This is a genomic window from uncultured Gimesia sp., from assembly GCF_937910335.1.
In the GTDB taxonomy this organism is placed as follows: Bacteria; Planctomycetota; Planctomycetia; order Planctomycetales; family Planctomycetaceae; genus Gimesia.
Window position 1 is genome coordinate 1 of sequence record NZ_CALEMX010000610.1, and the last position, 17,531, is coordinate 17,531.

At 45.7% G+C, this 17,531-nt stretch carries 12 protein-coding genes; 7 read left to right on the plus strand and 5 right to left on the minus strand.

Annotation, left to right across the window (positions count from 1 at the left end; translation table 11 throughout):
- From Q0668_RS24920 to Q0668_RS24940, 5 genes are all read left to right on the plus strand, one after another.
- On the plus strand, positions 1-1,125 hold a 1,125-nt coding region (locus Q0668_RS24920; RefSeq protein ID WP_366918991.1), incomplete at its 5' end, for a sialidase family protein.
- Between the two features lie 53 nt (positions 1,126-1,178).
- Positions 1,179-2,411: a peptidase T gene (pepT, locus tag Q0668_RS24925; protein WP_298869266.1), complete on the plus strand. Its 1,233-nt coding sequence runs from the start codon at positions 1,179-1,181 to the stop codon at positions 2,409-2,411.
- A gap of 372 nt (positions 2,412-2,783) precedes the next feature.
- The gene (locus tag Q0668_RS24930) at positions 2,784-4,514 is read left to right on the plus strand and encodes a S41 family peptidase (RefSeq protein ID WP_298869267.1); all 1,731 of its coding nucleotides are present in this window, start codon (positions 2,784-2,786) and stop codon (positions 4,512-4,514) included.
- Between the two features lie 38 nt (positions 4,515-4,552).
- Complete coding sequence (locus Q0668_RS24935; protein ID WP_298869268.1) at positions 4,553-5,410, plus strand: hypothetical protein; 858 nt, start codon at positions 4,553-4,555, stop codon at positions 5,408-5,410.
- Positions 5,411-5,654: 244 nt separating this feature from the next.
- A complete protein-coding gene (locus Q0668_RS24940) occupies positions 5,655-10,019 on the plus strand; it encodes a serine/threonine-protein kinase (RefSeq protein WP_298869269.1) in 4,365 nt (1,454 codons plus the stop codon).
- Between the two features lie 19 nt (positions 10,020-10,038).
- On the opposite strand, the gene Q0668_RS24945 is transcribed toward Q0668_RS24940, so the two are convergent.
- From Q0668_RS24945 to Q0668_RS24960, 4 genes are all read right to left on the minus strand, one after another.
- The gene (locus Q0668_RS24945) at positions 10,039-11,757 is read right to left on the minus strand and encodes an ATP-binding protein (RefSeq protein ID WP_298869270.1); all 1,719 of its coding nucleotides are present in this window, start codon (positions 11,755-11,757) and stop codon (positions 10,039-10,041) included.
- A gap of 256 nt (positions 11,758-12,013) precedes the next feature.
- Positions 12,014-12,373, minus strand: coding sequence for a hypothetical protein (locus Q0668_RS24950; RefSeq protein ID WP_298869271.1), 360 nt, complete (start codon positions 12,371-12,373; stop codon positions 12,014-12,016).
- A gap of 189 nt (positions 12,374-12,562) precedes the next feature.
- Positions 12,563-12,949 (minus strand): hypothetical protein, encoded by a 387-nt coding sequence (locus Q0668_RS24955; protein WP_298869272.1) that lies wholly within the window; start codon positions 12,947-12,949, stop codon positions 12,563-12,565.
- A gap of 100 nt (positions 12,950-13,049) precedes the next feature.
- Complete coding sequence (locus Q0668_RS24960) at positions 13,050-13,661, minus strand: superoxide dismutase (protein ID WP_298869273.1); 612 nt, start codon at positions 13,659-13,661, stop codon at positions 13,050-13,052.
- 303 nt (positions 13,662-13,964) lie between these two features.
- Here Q0668_RS24960 and Q0668_RS24965 point away from each other — a divergent pair, with 303 nt between their 5' ends.
- Together Q0668_RS24965 and Q0668_RS24970 are read left to right on the plus strand one after the other, a co-directional pair.
- Complete coding sequence (locus Q0668_RS24965; RefSeq protein ID WP_298869274.1) at positions 13,965-14,741, plus strand: glycosyltransferase family 2 protein; 777 nt, start codon at positions 13,965-13,967, stop codon at positions 14,739-14,741.
- A gap of 194 nt (positions 14,742-14,935) precedes the next feature.
- On the plus strand, positions 14,936-16,675 hold the full coding sequence (locus Q0668_RS24970) for a hypothetical protein (RefSeq protein WP_298869275.1): 1,740 nt from the start codon (positions 14,936-14,938) through the stop codon (positions 16,673-16,675).
- 6 nt (positions 16,676-16,681) lie between these two features.
- Here Q0668_RS24970 and fetB read toward each other — a convergent pair whose 3' ends face one another.
- On the minus strand, positions 16,682-17,527 hold the full coding sequence (gene fetB, locus Q0668_RS24975) for an iron export ABC transporter permease subunit FetB (RefSeq protein WP_366918992.1): 846 nt from the start codon (positions 17,525-17,527) through the stop codon (positions 16,682-16,684).
- Positions 17,528-17,531 lie beyond the last annotated feature (4 nt).

Below are 17,531 nucleotides of genomic sequence, written 5' to 3' on the forward strand. Positions count from 1 at the left end.
GGTTTGCTGTTCCTGAATGTCTGTCTGATAACCGGCTTTGCAAAGGAAACTCAACCCCCTGCCCTCAAAACGGCCACAAAAACAACTGTCTTTCAGCGTGGCGATGGTGGATATCACTCGTTCCGAATTCCGGCTTTGATCGTTTCCCCTAAAGGAACGCTTTTAGCATTTGCGGAAGGACGGAAGAACAATTTAGGAGACAGTGGAAACATCGATCTGGTTCTCAAACGCAGCAAAGATAATGGAAAAACGTGGTCCGAGTTGTCTGTACTCTGGAATGATGGGGAACATACTTGTGGCAACCCCTGCCCGGTCGTCGATCAATCGACGGGCCGAATTTGGTTGCCTTTGACGTGGAATCATGGCAAAGACCATGAAAAGCAAATTGAAAACAAGACATCACTGGATACACGCCGTGTTTATATGAGTTTCTCAGATGATGATGGTGTGAGTTGGAAGACGCCATACGAAATCACAAAAACTACGAAAAAGCCGGAATGGACCTGGTATGCCACCGGGCCCGGAAATGGGATTCAATTAACGCGTGGTGCATACAAGGGACGGCTGGTGATTCCCTGCGATCATAATGTGACACTGGACGGCAAGATCGTGCGCAGATCGCATGCCATTTATTCAGACGATCATGGCAAGACCTGGCAGATGAGCCAGCCGATAGGTGAAAAGACGAACGAGTGTGCCGTCGTTGAATTGGTTGATGGACGACTTTTGATGAATATGCGCAGCTATCACGGCAAGAATCAGAGAGCAATTGCAATTTCTGAAGATGGTGGAGCAACGTGGTCCCAAGTAACACTTGACGCGGCGCTCATTGAGCCGGTTTGTCAGGCCAGTCTGATACGCGTTCGCTTTCCGGAATCATTGAAACCCGGGCAGATTCTTTTTAGTAATCCTGCCAGTAAAAAACGGGAAAAGATGACGGTGCGGCTGAGCGAAGATGAAGGGAAAACGTGGTCGGCTTCACGACTGGTGATACCGGGTTCCGCCGCCTATTCTTCTTTGGCTATGTTATCTGGTGGCCAGGTGGGCTTACTTTACGAGCGGGACGGCTATCAGAAAATCGATTTTGTGGCTTTTGATTTGGATCAATTTAATATGGGTCGCTAGTTTGCGTATCGGCTTGGCATTCACATTATACCTGCATTACAAAGAGACTTCTTATGGATACATTGCTCAATCGTTTTTTGCGTTATGTCAGAATCGATACTCAGTCAGATGAGACCGTACCGACATTTCCGAGTACAAAAAAACAACTGGTGTTGAGCCAGATGTTGGTTGAAGAATGTGAGCAAATTGGGTTAGCAGATGTGACAATCAGTGAACACGGAATTGTGATGGCGACCATTCCGGGTTCGGTTGAGGGGGATGCTCCTGCGATTGGCTGGGTCGCGCATGTGGACACTTCGCCGGAATTTTCGGGGACGAATGTGAATCCGATTGTCCATGAAAACTATGATGGACAGGACCTGGTGCTGTCCGGCGATCCATCGCGGGTTTTACGGGTCAGCGAAGAACCGCGCTTAAAACAGATGCAGGGAAAAACTGTCATTACCACCGATGGTACGACTCTGCTGGGAGCCGATGATAAATCGGGCATTGCTGTCATGATGTCGGCTGCCGCGCAGTTGATGGCAGACCGATCCGTTCAACATGGTCCGATTCGTCTCTGCTTTACCTGTGATGAAGAGATCGGTCGCGGTATTGAAAAGCTGGATCTGAACCAGTTCGGCGTTTGTTGTGCTTATACACTGGACAGTGACGGCAGTGGACGTATCGATTCTGAAACGTTTTCAGCCGATCAGGCGGTCATTGTCGTTCGCGGGGTGAATACACATCCTTCTGTGGGAAAAGGCGTCATGGTGAATGCCAATCGTATTTTATGCGAAATGATCTCACAATTACCCACCGAAACTTTAAGTCCTGAAACAACAGATGGTCGAGCGGGTTTTATACATCCTTATCATCTTGAAGGAAGTGTGTCTGAAGCTTCAGCTCGATTAATATTACGGGATTTTGAGACAGAAAAACTGACCGAATATGTACAACTGTTAGAATCGTTGGCTGTCCCCTTGCGAGAGCAGCATCCGAAGGCTGAAATCACGATCACGATTCATAAACAGTATCGCAATATGCGCGATGGATTATCGAAAGAGCCTCGTGCGTTAGAAAAAGCAATTGAAGCGACCCGTGCTGCGGGCCTGGAGCCGAATCTGAATGTAATTCGAGGCGGAACTGATGGGTCTCTCCTAACGGAAAAGGGACTGCCTACGCCCAACCTCTCAAGTGGACAGCATAATCCTCACTCCCCTCTGGAATGGACCACAGTCGAAGAGATGCAACAGGCTGTCGACGTTCTTGTGCAACTGGCAATCCTCTGGGGACAGGAACGGTAATATACCAAATGAGGAGTTGAGCAATTTCCGGTTTCCCATCCAAGAATTCTTGAAGTGGTACGTCTAACGTGTGGTTATGCTGATTGCACGGGTTAGCGAAGCTGGTGAACTGCTTTCAGGTCTGATGTATCAGTCATATCAACAAGTTAAGAACTACTCCCAGTAGCTGGTGTAAATGTTCATAGCGCTGGTTTTGAATGCGCATTTAAAAATGAATCGATTATTCAGGTCATCCTGCATGTTCCCCAAAACGATTGTTTGACCAACGTTTTTTGTGACTTATGTTAAACATATCGGCAAGATAATTGTTTAAATAAACGTTGTACATTTTTGTGCATCGCGAACCAGCGTCCGTATACCTGATTGCATTTGATGAGCCCTGCTTGTGGCGGCCATCAGTTTCAGGATGAACGCTGGCATAGAGGGGGAATTATGTTTTCAACTATCAAGACGCGACTTCTGAAGAAATTACATTCGAAACATTTGTGGGCTAGCTTACTGGGATGTACTTTGGCAATGGGTTCAACTGTTGCCTATGCTGATCCCGGTGAATTACCAATTGTCATACCAGTTTCTCAAACCCAGGCGATTGCCAAAGGTGAAGAGTATGAACGGTCTCGACAATGGATAAAGGCCATTGAACATTACGAAGAGGCTCTCAAGGAATGGCCTGGAAACGATAATATTAAATACGGTTTGCGTCGTGCAAAAATTCATTTTGGTATTGACCGCCGCTATATCGACGAGAGTTTCTCAAAAGTTCTGTTATCTCAGTCTCGACGTGAAGCTTTTATTCTGTTTGACGAAATATTATCGAAAATTCAATCGCATTTTGTTGATCCACTCAGCACGACCTCCTATGTCGCGCATGGTACCGAAAGTTTGTACCTGGCATTGGCGAATGACCAGTTTACGAAAAAAAACTTACGGGGAGTTTCGCCAGAAAAAATCCGCAAAGTTCGTCGGATTTTGCGAGAGAATTACTGGAATAAATCCATTTCCAGTCATCATGGGGCACATCAGCTGATTAATGAAGTTTGTGATCTGTCCTATCAGAATTTGGGGCTGCGTGATACCGCTGTGATTGCCGAATACATGTTTGGTGGTTGCAATTCACTGGACGATTACAGTAGCTTTCTGACTCCTGATCGTCTTGGTGATCTGTATGACAATATTGAAGGAGAGTTTGTCGGTATCGGCATCGAAATGAAGGCAGAAATTGGCGAAGGCATGCTGTTGATCAATGTCCTGTCTGAGAGTCCTGCAGAACAAGCGGGCGTTTTGTCCGGAGATCATATCGTGGGTATTGATCGAAAGGATTGTCGTAACATGACGACCGATCAGGCAGCTAATTTGTTGCGAGGTGCATCCGGAAGTCAAGTAGTACTGGAACTAGAGAATCCAGACAGTGGAGCTACCCGCACAGCGAAGGTGGTCCGAAAAGCAGTTCAAGTGAAAAGTTTTCCCATTGTGAAAATGCTTGATAAGGAAAATGGGATTGCCTACATCAAAATGACAGGTTTCCAAAAGACCTCTGCTTCCGAGTTAGATGCGGCATTAAGAAAGCTGCATGGTGAAGGGATGCGATCTTTAATCTGGGATGTCCGGGGTAATCCAGGCGGATTATTATCTGCTGCGGTTGAAGTTCTTGATCGTTTTCTGGAAGAAGGAAAATTAGTTTCGACTAAAGGACGTGTTTCCGATCAGAACTGGAGCTATACGGCACATCGTCCTGGCACATGGAAAATTCCGCTCGTGTTATTAGTGGATGAAAACAGCGCCAGTGCCAGTGAAATTGTGGCAGGAGCACTCACAGATCACCGTCGGGCGACTGTTGTTGGTCGAAAAACGTACGGCAAGTGGTCAGTGCAGAGTATTTTCCCGATTCGAGGTTCGACTGGTTTACGTTTGACAACTGCCAAATTCTATTCGCCTCAGGGAAATACTTATGGTAAGATTGGGATCAAACCCAATATCACGATTGAGAAAGATGAACTGCAGACCGCCATGTATGGGGCGTCACGAGAGCAAATGCTTGCAGCAGATTCTGACATCAAGCGTGGCTTACAAATACTGCAAAGGCAATTCGCTGTAACACCATGATGGATGAACGTGCCGCCTGGCTTACAAAAGGAAAGGGAATGACCCCGAGTTTACGGTGGTCATTTTCTACAGAAGCTCCTTTGCAGGCGCTGGATCTTGCACGTGAAACCGGAGAAATTCTGGCCGCCGATGTTTCAGGCGGCCTTTATTTATTGGATCGGCAGGGACAGTTTTTACATCTGAATCGAGGAATTAAAGATATCCAACTGGTTCATTGGAGTGACCGCGGCAAACTGGGGGCCGCAATTTATTCCGATAATAGTATCTGCTGCTTCGATCGAAATTTGAACGTACTTTGGGCAATTTCATTTTCGGTTGAATGTCTGGAAATCACGATGGACTCGTATGGCGATTACATTGCCGTCAGTCTTGCCAGTGGAAAGACGATTCTCATTGATTCTCAGAAGAGGAAGGTTGCCAGTTTTGAGACCAACCGACCCCTGAGTTATTTAGAATTTCAGGTGACGGAACCACGGTTGATAGGTGCTGCTGAAAACGGTTTGATCTGTAGTCATGATCTGGAAGGCAACTGCCTCTGGACCGAAAAGCATTGGTCAAATAGTGGTGGAATCGCAGTTTCCGGAGATGGTCAACGGATCTATCTGGCGGGCTTTAATTACGGGATATTGATGTTTGATCATGAGGGAGACTCAGCAGGAACATTGGTTTTCGAAGGAACCCCCAAAGCGATCGACTGCGATTTTTCAGGGAACCGCATCGTTGCGGCGACCATTGAACAGGAATTGTATTGGTTAAATCAGGAAGGGAAGCTTCTCTGGGGAGGAGTGATTCCGGATGAAGCGATTGACGTTGCCTGCGACCCATTCGGGAAATGGTGCATATGCAGTATGAAATCGGGTCTTGTTCAGTGTCTGGACTGGTCTGACGCAATTTAAGCTGCTTCTAAAGCCTGATTACTGCTGAAATCGATTCGACTCGGGGCTGAACTGGATTCTTGTCTCAGAAAAATCGAAAAGTAAAGAGGGTCTATTTTGACTCTACTCTTCCAACTGCTTATGATATAAGGTCTTCCATCCGCATTATTCTTATGGATCGAAATCAATTCTTGATAACTCTAATATGCGGTTCGTGTGAAAAACGTTTTTGAATTTGTCGATTCAAAATATTCTGGGGTAGGCAATGGCCAAGCGGGATAAAAACATTCCTGAGAAGAAAAAACGGCAATCTGCGCGTGTCCCTAAATTAGAAACATTGGGTAAATATCAGATTGAAAAAGAAATTGGCGCTGGCGGTATGGGCGCAGTATTTCTTGCCCGTGACACGACATTAAATCGATTGGCTGCGTTAAAGATCTTACCTCGTGATAAGGCAGAGAATCCGGTACTTGTCAAGCGATTCAAGGCAGAAGGTCAAGCCGCCGCCCATTTGCGGCATGAAAATATTGTGTCTGTCTATGATGCCGGGGAAGAAGATGGTTACCTTTATATCGCTTTGGAATATGTTGAAGGAACCGATTTACACAATCTGATCAATAAACGAAAACGGATTCCCGTTCGGCGTTCGCTGGAGATTATTACAGAAGTCACTAAGGCATTGGCGCATGCCTATCAGCAGGGGATTGTTCACAGAGACATCAAGCCAGCTAATATTCTCATTCGACTGGATGGTGTTGTCAAGCTGACGGACCTTGGGTTAGCGCGTTCGATTGACGACAACACCGAGACGAGCATCACCCGCGCCGGCACAACAGTGGGGACCGTAGATTATATGGCCCCCGAACAGGCGCGAGACAGCAAGGCTGCGGACATTCGGAGTGATCTCTATTCTTTAGGGTGCACCTGGTACCATATGCTAACTGGTCGTGCTCCTTATTCTGAAGGAAGTTTGACCAATAAACTGGCAGCACATGCGACAACGCCACCTCCTGACCCACGTGAATTAAATGAGCTGGTACCTGAAGGAATGGTGGCGATCATTCAGCGCATGATGGCTAAACCACAGAGTGAGCGTTATCAGACACCAGAGGACTTGCTGGAAGATTTGAAAAATTCAAATTTGAAACGTTCTAATGTTGATAATAACGTGCTGGAAGCTTTGGCTAATGATGAGTCTGATGATGGGCAGACAATTCGCGAAACAAAAACGAATCAGTCGTCGGATAGTAGTGAATTCCAGATGAATCAGTTTATGCCTGACTACAAAAGCCAGGCGGAAGATCACGAGGATGAATCTAGTAGTCGACTCAGTACCAGTTTCGATTTGCAGGAACTGGCAGCCGAAGTCGAGAATGAATCTGAAACCACAGTTCCTGTTATTAAGCGTTCTCCAAAACCTGTCAAAAAATCGGTAGCATCAGAAGCGGCCCCCTATGTAGAAGAAGAACATGTGGAAACACGCCGTTCTGCTTCTCAGCCTGAAACCGGTTCGGTTATTTCTGATTCTGCCATGAAAACCAGGCAAGCAAAGCGTTCGCGAAAGCAGGAAAAATCGGTTGAATCACGAAAGCAGGCAAAGCAAACACCTCAAAAAAGTAAAACAGCTCGTAAACAACCAGCTAAGGCGAGCCGACCCTCAAGGTCATCCCGGAAAACCACTCCGGTTGCCGTGGACGGAGCGGCTGCACCCGAGAATCAAATTGCCGTAAATTACAAGCAAATTGCGATGATCATTGGCGGAGCAATTATATTGATCCTGCTCGTCTGGTGGGGGATCAATGCGTTAACTTCATCAACGCCGATTCAACGAGGCTCGGGTAGCAATCCTTTCGGCACTACTGGTGAGAACCCACAGGGGAATCAGAATGATTCCGTAAAACAAGATTCGTCAGAAAGTGATCACGCAGAGAACTCGGCCGACGAGATGCCATCAGAGCTTAAGGTCGAAGTTTCGGAGAACAAATCAGCGAACCAGTCTGCGGCCCAGACTAAACAAGTAAGTAATCAATGGCAAAACGTATCTGTACGTGGAGAGGAAAAGAAGCATCTACCCGAATGGGGGTCTGGCTTCACGGCTCTCGTTGGTCCGAATCGCAGCAAGATGGACTTGAAACTTCCGGTATTGAAGGTTGCCAAAGATAATACAGGTGCCGGAGTATACGGAAAACTAAATGATGCGATTAAAGCGGTCACATCAAAAGGGGCTGTGATTCGTTTGTTCGGTCAGGGTCCTTTTTTGTTAAATCCACAACAGTTACAAAATAGTTCACAGCTCATCATAATGGCAGATTCTGAACAGAATCCAGTCGTTGTGATTCAAGCAAATGATGAGCTGGTTAAGCAGTCTGAATTCGATTTAATTTCTTTTTCCTCTGGTGTGCTTCGTTTTCAGGGAATTCATTTTCTGTTTGATGTTTCGAAGGTTCCTGGTACGGGAATATGTAATGTTTTTGGGATTAAGCAGGCTGATCTCACATTTCAAAACAGTTCATTTTCATTAACGGGAACAACTCAAAGACAAATTCGATTGATCAATTCCAGCGGCAGTTTGCGGATGAATGCAGGTCGCCCTCAAGGAGAATCAAGAATCTTTCTAGAAAATTCCGTGATTACCGGCAGTCGTCTGGAGACGATCCATATAGATCAACCTTACATTGATGTTTTAATTTCAAACTGTTTTATTTCTACAACAGGAGTGCCTTCCCTTGAGCTGGAAAGCCTGAAAAATATTTACAAAGAAGATTCCATTTGGGGAGAACGTAAAGTACCTCGCACAGTCAGAATCTTTTCCAGTACCCTGCTCTCGGACCGTTCTGTATTTGAACTGAATGGCCCTTCGGAATCAAAAGACAAAAAACAGAGCGTTGAAGCTACCGGTAAATCCAGTAAGCCCATTACTTTTAAAAATCAAGCTGAGATTGTCGTTGTCAATTCTGTTTTAATTGGTAGTCCGAAGAATCAACAATCTTCCATGCTTTCTTTGATTAATTGGCCTCAGGATCAATTGCGAAAAGAAAGCAAGAACCGATTCAGCGGTCTGAAATTTGAATTAGAAAGTACTCTCTTATGGGGCTGGCCATTATATTTGAGCTCCACTAAATCTGATAAATCTCAGAACGTGTTTCAAATTGATTCTCATCGTACCTGGCAGCAGAGCTGGGGGGAAATCGTGCAGTCGGCTGCGTTCAATACCGATCTACCTTCGGAATTGAACGAATTACGCGGTCCTGTTTTTGTCAGGCCATTACTCGATTTTTCCAAACAAAAAGCAGTTTATGCGATCTCTGAGGGGGGAGTGATTGCGGGTTGTGATCCTGCAGTTTTGAGTTCCCTTTCCCCAGGGCGGCTAAATCGTATTCAAGCATATTTAAGTAAGCCTCAGGTGAAACAGGATATTCGTGATGTCTTTGCAAAAGCAAAAAGTGTTTCATTTGATATGACAAAGGGCGATCTCAGTGCGTTTCTCAGAAGTTCAGCCATTTCAGGACCAACCAAGGTCATTATCAGTGGTCAGGGAACCTGTTACACTTCTCCTCTATTGATTGAGAATAAACAGGTACGTTTGGAGTTTCAGCCAAATAAGGGCGAACGTACGATCGTAGAACTGAAGCTGCTGTCACCCTTGTCTACAAAACCGCCTCGAAATCAGAAAATAGCGGGAATCTCCTCATTTATTACACTTAGAAATTCAACTTTGGATTTAGTCGGTGGCAACTTTCAGATTTCTGCTGAGAGAAAAGGAGTTGTTCCCAAGCATTTCCTAGTTTGTAATAATAGCAAATTGGCATTGGATCAATGCGCTTTGCATGCAATCCTGGTCAATGACCGGCGTTTTCAGTCTGTTGTCTACGTTGAATCTTCAGATACTGGAAAACCAGAACAGATTCTGATTGATCATTCCTTTTTAGCCGCTTCAGGTACCATTGTAGAGTCGCGCGCTTCGCGTCTCAGCCTTGATGTTCAAAGCAGCTTGCTCTTGAGCATGAAAGACATTTTTGCATTTGAAATGCAAAAGTCCGTTTCTCCATCGGTTCAGGTTTCTTTGAACCAAAGTACTTTTGCATCTGGTGAGACAGTATTCGCATTGAAGCAGACTTCAGGTGATAAGTCAGCAGGAGATTCTGCCGCACGGATTTTTGCGGATGAATCTATCTTTATGCCAGCTCCTGCAACAAGTGCTGCTCGGTCCGTTTTTTCAAAATCAGCCTCTTTATTCTCTATTCCTCAGACATTACGGGAAAAGAAACCGATTCAATGGTGGGGTAATGCGAATGGTTTTATGGTTGAGCGATTGAATCTACTGGACAAGAGCAATACAAATTCGCAAAAAACAGCAGCGGGATTTTCGAAGGAAATGGCGATGCTGTTTGGGGCTGAAGCTGATCAGGGCGCATTGGCTGTCTCGGGAGGGATTATGTTGCTGGAGCAGAAATTACCTCCGCTGGTGAAAATTAAGTCATCTCATTTTGAATTGTTACCAACCTGTAAAGCTGCTCGTTGGTCTGGTTTAAAAAAGCATATTGGAGCTGATCCTGTTGCATTAGAGAAGATGATTCTGGGAAGCGGTCAAGATTCTAAAAAAACAGAACGGATCAAGCGCAGATTTTAACGGTCGTCCTCAATTTTGTTCAAGATGAAGCCTCTGGTGGATGGTCTTCATCCAGGCGGGGAACGGAAAGAGTGAAACGCGATCCTTTCCCGCCTTCACTCTCAATGCTGATCTCCCCCCCATGTTCCCTGATGATTTTCTGGCTGACTGCCAATCCAATTCCAGTTCCTCGGGAACCTTTCGTCGATTCAAACAGATTAAAAATCTTGTTGATTTGCTCCTCAGGTATCCCCGGGCCATTATCTGAGATCATAATCATAATCTGATCTGGTTTCTCTAAGTATGTTGTTTCGAGAAGCACCATGCCCTTTTCAGCACCTTCAACTGCATCGATGGCATTGATCACGATATTCAAAACGGCGCGATGAATCCCTTCGTGATCGAAAACGGATTCCGGGAGGTCGTTCGATAGTTCGCATTTCAGCTGGACACCAAATTCTTCTGCGCGTGCCTGCATTAATTCAAAGATGTCTTTTACCGGGGTGTTAATAGACCCTGGTTCTAATGCAGGTTTTCGTTCTGTACTGAAAGTGAGCATGTCCATGACCAGATGGTAGATTTTGTTCTGGTTTTTTTCGACGATGTTCCAGCCTTTACGGACGAGATCCTCTTCTGATTTATTCAAGCCCATGTCGATCAGGTAGCTGCCGCCACGGACTCCTTGAAGGATATTTTTGATGTGATGGCTCAACGTGGCGATAGTTTGCCCCATTGCGGCAAAGCGTTCTGCTTTAAGCATCGCATTCTGGAATCGATAGTTCTCTATTGCCAAAGCTGACTGCCGCCCGATTGCAACGAGTAGTCTGAGATGTTCTTCGCTGAATTTTTCCGAGGAACCATTTTTCAATAATATTTCAGGATGTGACGTAGTTGTGTCAACATAGATGACCCCCATTAGTTCATGACGTCCTTGCATGGGAACACACATGGCTTCACGAATACCAGCTTGGAGAATACTGCGTCCCCCTTCAAATCGCTGGTCATGCTGTGCATCGGATGTACGAACACCTTGCTTCTTGTTTAGAACATAGTCCACAATACTGTGAGAGACCGGCATGCGAGATCCGGTTTTTTTCTCATTCAGGCTGCTATAGATTTGTGGCAGGACTTCACCCGATTGCGGATCAGTAATCAACATACAGCCTCGATCCGCACCGACGGTATTGATGGTAAGATCAAGAATTCGTTTGAGTAATTCTTCCTGTGAGATGGTCGGGCTCACAGAAGCTTCAGCAACACGATACAATGCCTGAAGATCATTTTGAATTTCGTGTTTTGGGACCGTTCCTGTAACATCGGCGGTATCCATCACTACTGAATCGAAATCGTGATTGACTTCGTGTGTTATGCTGGAGTGATGGGAATCTTCATTGCTGATTAAATCGATTTTTTCCGCCATATAGCGGGAATCATCATCGATCGACTGGCTCGAAAATAACAACAGACTGCGACCGATTTGAATATGATCTCCGTTATTGAGTTTGGTCGATTCGATCTGCTTTCCATTTAATAGAGTTCCATTAGAACTATTCAGATCGGTGATGATATAGGAGCCGTTTTTGAAGGAAATCAGAGCATGCTGACGTGATGCTTCAGTATCCAGGATGCGAACTTCATTTCGAACGCCCCGCCCTACTCCAGCAGGATCAGTGCCGAGCTTAAACCGTGTTCCTAAATCAACACCCTGGATTACCAGGAGTGTCGTTTGGGTCACGTCTTTGCCTGTTGAACTATTCATAGCTTGTTAATTCCCAGTCGAGTACTGGACCTGCAGCGCACAGTGGAACTGTCTGCTAAGTACTCAGGTCAGGTTACTCTACTCGATATCATATCTCAACGTGAAGCCCCGAGCAAATCTATGATCGCAATTAGTTCATTCAGGAAGAATGAAGATTATGCAACACAGGTAGCAGAACTCTTCAAAAGTCGTGATAACTCTAAAATAGGAATCACTGTGTTTGAGATAGATTTAGGTAGCGAGCGCGCGGCAATTGTCAGTGATTCAACCGAGGTTGCTGCAAAAGGCTTTCAATCGAATCGATCAATTCTGCATAATGAAATGGCTGAACCAGGAAGTGAGTTGATTGATCAGTATCGGTTGTGGAGCGTTTTTTTACTGAACCAATGACAATCTTTGGGACTTTGCTCCATCCTGGTTTATCTTTTGTACAATGACTCGCATCTTCATCGTGCACAACAAGGATACTGGGGATTTCTTCGGCGGAAGTGATATCGCCGGAATGCTGTTTACGAATTCTGTTTACCCGGCACCCCTGGGGTTCCAAGATCGCTTTGAGAACTTGTTCTGTTTCAGTCAGTCCATCAAAAACAACCACATGCTGACCATTTACCACTTTTGGGGTCCTTCCCATATCCACTGTAGATCATGAAGATTCTAGCACAGTGCAATCTTCATCAATGTAGGACGGGAAGATAACGGGTATTATATATCCTGTCAAAAGCAGAATTAAGGACTGTAATTCAGTTTTTGCGAATATGTAATCTTTACAATGAGATGGTCTTGCTCAGCAAATCACTCTAACTTACCAGGAAGTGGGTGCTGGGAAATTCTCGTTATAAATTTGTTCCCGATTGATATAATTATCGGTTTTCCGCAGGCTGTCCAGTTGCAGACGTCGTCGAGTGTCTTGCAATTCTTCGTCGGTGATACGGCCTTTAATTTCAGCTAAAGGAGCATGGTACGTCGGCTGTTTCACTCTCACGTCGGTAGGATAAAATACGCCCTGATCTTCGGGAGTCAGCTGAGTGTCGCTCTTCAAAAGAGAGGCCATGGCTGTTTCCGGGTAGATTCGCTTGTGATAAGTGCTGCTGAATCCAGCGGGTTGATGATAGTCGGGAATCGTCTGACACCCCGCCTGTAAGCAAAACAGACTGATCAGAATGGCCAGGTTGCAGCTGCGATTTGACATGGAACTCCCCCGCAAATATTAAAAGCGGCCTTCAAAACATGAAGGCCGCTTTCATTTCATCGGCAATTAAGGGGCTGATTATCGATGTAAAATACGACAATTAGCTTTTCGCTGCTGCGTATCTCTTAGCCACTTCATCCCAATTAATCACATTATAAAAGCCTGTGATATAATCAGGCCGCCTGCTTTGGTAGTTTAGGTAGTATGCATGTTCCCATACATCAAGTCCCAGGATGGGAGTTCGACCTTCAGAAAGTGGGGTATCCTGATTGGGAGTGCTTTCGACAATCAGATTTCCGCCATCAACAGAGAGCCAAGCCCATCCACTTCCGAATCGAGTCGCAGCGGCATTAGAAAACTGTTCTTTGAAAGCATCCAGACTGCCAAAAGTCGAGTTAATTGCATCCGCAAGCTCACCACTGGGAGCACCACCTCCATTGGGAGACATTACGGTCCAGAACAGGCTGTGATTGGCATGTCCGCCACCATTATTCCTGATCGCACCTCGAATTGCTTCGGGAACCGCACTCAGATCACTGACCAGATCTTCGATTGATTTTGCTGCAAGATCACTATGTCCTTCAAGAGCGGCGTTCGCTTTGGTAATATAGGCCTGATGGTGTTTTGAATGATGAATTTCCATCGTTTTAGCATCAATGTGAGGCTCAAGTGCGTCATAGGCATAGGGCAGATCGGGAAGCGAATAAGCCATTCGTGTAACTCCTTTGTGTTTCCGTGTAAATTGTCTTCGGTTAGGTGAATTTACGTATATTGCCTGGAGTGTCGAACTCATTTGTTTGAAAACGAAATCAATTCCTCTGCAAATACATCTTCTGCACCTATTGTAGAAGATTTACATATTCTCACAACCAACCGAGTTCGAAGTTTTTGCATTGCTTGTGCGTCGGCTTCTTCTTCGAATGAATTGAATAGTTGACGCTGGGGTCACCCCTTCTACAATGGAACCGTCCTAATAAATTTGATAGAAGACTCCAGAATAGCAAAGGGTCTGAGTATGAGCAGGAAAGCGCTGATTGCTTTGCCGGTTTATAATGAAGAGCGGCATGTACTCGAAGTCTTAACGGAAGTGAAAAAGTATGCAGAATCGATTCTGGTGGTCGATGATGGTTCCTCAGATAATACGGCTGAGTTGCTAAGCGAATTGCCAGGAATCATTGTCATCTCTCATCCGGAGAATCGTGGCTATGGAGCGGCTCTGAAGAGTGCCTTTGATTTTTCCATAGCGCATCAGGACGAATATGATGTGTTGGTGACGATCGATTGTGATGGCCAGCATGAGCCTGCTTTACTACCTGATTTGGTCCGGCAGATGCGCGATCGATTAAAAGACGATCCTTTGGATATTCTATCCGGGAGTCGTTATCTGCAAAACGATTCCAGTAATAGTATTCCCCCTGAAGATCGACGCCAAATCAATGTGGCAGTGACCCAGCGGATTAATGCACAACTGGGTTTTGATCTCACAGACGCGTTTTGTGGTTTGAAAGCATATCGGATTGAATCGCTTTCGAAATTTAATGTTACGGATTTAGGCTATGCTATGCCTCTTCAGCTATGGGTTCAAGCTGCCGCCCAGGCAATGAAAGTCGTTGAATTCGCAGTGCCGCTGGTTTACCTGGAAGAGGAACGTAGCTTTGGAGGATCGCTGGATGATGCTATCAAACGTAAAGCATATTATGATGAAGTGCTTGATCGAGAAATGCAGGCATCCGGCTTAACCTGCTGTACGACTGAATGTTGTAACGATCATACCGATTCTTACAATGAGTAAGTAGTGACACGCTTATATAAACGCTCCGGTTAACAACCATCGAGCCATTTCCGATTGAAATCAATTCAAAAGGACTCGACATTCAATAGTAAATTCGTCAAACTAGAGTGCTCTCTATGCCGTTTTAAATGTTTGCAGATAGCACCGTTTCACTGCAAATAAAATCGATTTCAGCACACCATTAAAGCATTGAAATGTCTTCAGTGACTCCTTTTCCTTGTAAGAATCCTGATGCCCCATTCGCTTCCGCTATGACTGCGGTTCCGGAACCATTGTGGGAAAAGCAAGACCTCAAGGTTCCACGCTTTGATGACGCGATATTTGCCCGTCCCGATCTGAGTCAGTTGATCAGTGACGCAGAAGAAAATCGCAGAATGTTTGCAGCTTGCTCCCGGGACAGAAATGGGAAAATTATTTCCAACCTTAGAACCTGGGCACGTCAGGCTATTCTGACAGAAGCTGCAAAGTACACGTCTGAGTTAACGGGAAAAACCACCGAACTTCCTCAGGACTTCAACGACCGGCTTTTGTTGATTACGGGGCACCAACCTGCCTTATATCATCCTGGCGTCTGGGTAAAAAACTTATTGATTGGTAGTGTAGCCCGCAAGACGGCAGGCCTCAGTTTGAATTTGATTGTCGATAATGATCTGGTTAGTACTACTTCGATTCGAGTTCCGCAAGGCACTCGTTCAATGCCCTCTTTTACTGAAATCTCCTTTGATGAATCCATTCAGAAAAAGCCCTGGGAAGACACGACAATTCAAAATAAAGAATTGTTCCAATCGTTTGCAGAACGTGTGGACAAGGCACTCAAACAGTGGCCCGATCTTTCCTCTTCGCTTTTACCGGGAATCTGGCCTGCTGCGATTTCTCATATGGATGTCTCTGATCGTCTGGCCGACTGCCTGGCAGCAGCCCGCCATGCACAAGAACAACATTGGGGAATAGAGAATCTGGAACTCCCGATCAGCCGACTCTGTACAACGAGCCCGTTTTTATGGTTTGCCTCTTTTCTGTTTCAATCCGCCGAAAAATTTCGTGTGATTCATAATGAAGTGTTAAGCGAATACCGCAAAGTGAATCGCGTACGCAGTAAAACTCACCCGGTTCCCGAATTATCAGAGCAGGAAGGCTGGATTGAGTCTCCCTTCTGGATGTGGCGGGCGGGAGAAACACGACGGCATCAAGTGTTCGTAAAGCGAGATCAGGATAATATTCAGCTTTCTGACGGCAAAGCGGTGATCGCTACCCTGCCGATGCAGAAGAACTGTGATTTATCTGCTGCAATTGAAATTTTGAAGCAATTACCCGATCAAGGAATTCGCTTACGAACTCGTGCGTTGACGACAACGCTGTTTGCCCGTTTGTTTTTAGGTGATCTGTTCGTACACGGGATAGGTGGTGCCAAGTATGATGAAATGACCGACCGAATCTTTACCCGGTTCTTTCATCTGATGCCACCGCGGTATTTGACACTGTCTGCGACAAAATTTCTACCGTTTTGCCAGCCTTATGATGTTCAGCAATGTGACGAAACCTGTTTGAAACGCGTCTTACGGGATCTGGAATTCAACTCGGATCGGCATCTAACGAATGATCAACTCGCAGAGGCCGATTCTCTGCTAAAGCAAAAACAGGCGTTAATTCAAGATCAGGAGGCAGCAGAGACTGACCACGATGAATTAACTGACTCGGCAGAGCGAAGGCGTCGTAACAGGCATCGGTTTAGAGAACTTCGAGAGGTCGATGTAAAACTAGCTCGTCTGACTGCAAAGCTACGAGAGCAGATTAACGAAGATATGGCGACAGTACGGCAGCAGATCAATGCCAACGCTGTCATTCAAAATCGCGAAATGTCGTTTGTGCTCTACCCGGAACCGGTGCTCAAAGAGCTCTTTGACAAACTTGCAAGAGAAGTTAACTCGGTCTGAATCATTTCACTGTTTACCGATGCGTGTGATTTTTTCAAACAGGAACTGATGTTTCGAATTGAACAGACACCGATATCCCATGAGTACGGAAATCACTGTGCCCAGCGCGGTGCCTGAAGCGATCAGAAACATGATGACAATCTGATACTTGACGGATTCAATAGGACTGGCACCAGCCAGAATCTGCCCTGTCATTAAACCTGGCAATGAAACCAGGCCGACGACCATCATCGAATTGATGATCGGTGTCATTCCCGAGCGGACTGCATTTTGCAACGCCTCTCTAGCTGCTTCATTTCTGGTGGCTCCGAGTGTCAGTTTCAATTCCACTTCTGCTTTGCGGGTGACCAGCTGCTCACTGAGTCGGTCCAGCCCCAATGAAATGCCATTCAGTGTGTTCCCCAAAATCATTCCCAGAAGTGGAATGAGATACTGTGCCGGGGTGTCGGACCAGCTTTGGGGAGGGATGATCATTGTTAATGCAAATCCAGTGACCAGCCAGGAGCTGACAAAAACCGCCACAATACTATTCAGCCAGATTCCCGGAAAACGACGTTGGGAACGTTGGACTGCAGTCATACTGGCGATGAGCGTCATCGCAAACATCCACAGGCCGATCATGGGCCACCACGAAAGTTCAAAGATCCATTCCAGGATCAGGCCAATCAGAAGTAGTTGTACAATGGTGCGCAGGGCTGCCAAAAGTAACTGTTTTTCCAGATTCAGTTTGAGCGAAACAGATATAATGCCATTAATGAAAACCAGCATTGCAGCCAGAGCAATATTCAGTGGGGTTAAATCATACATGAGAGTAACCTGTGTAGGTTTTGGAATCTGGAAAAAAGAATTCATCCTG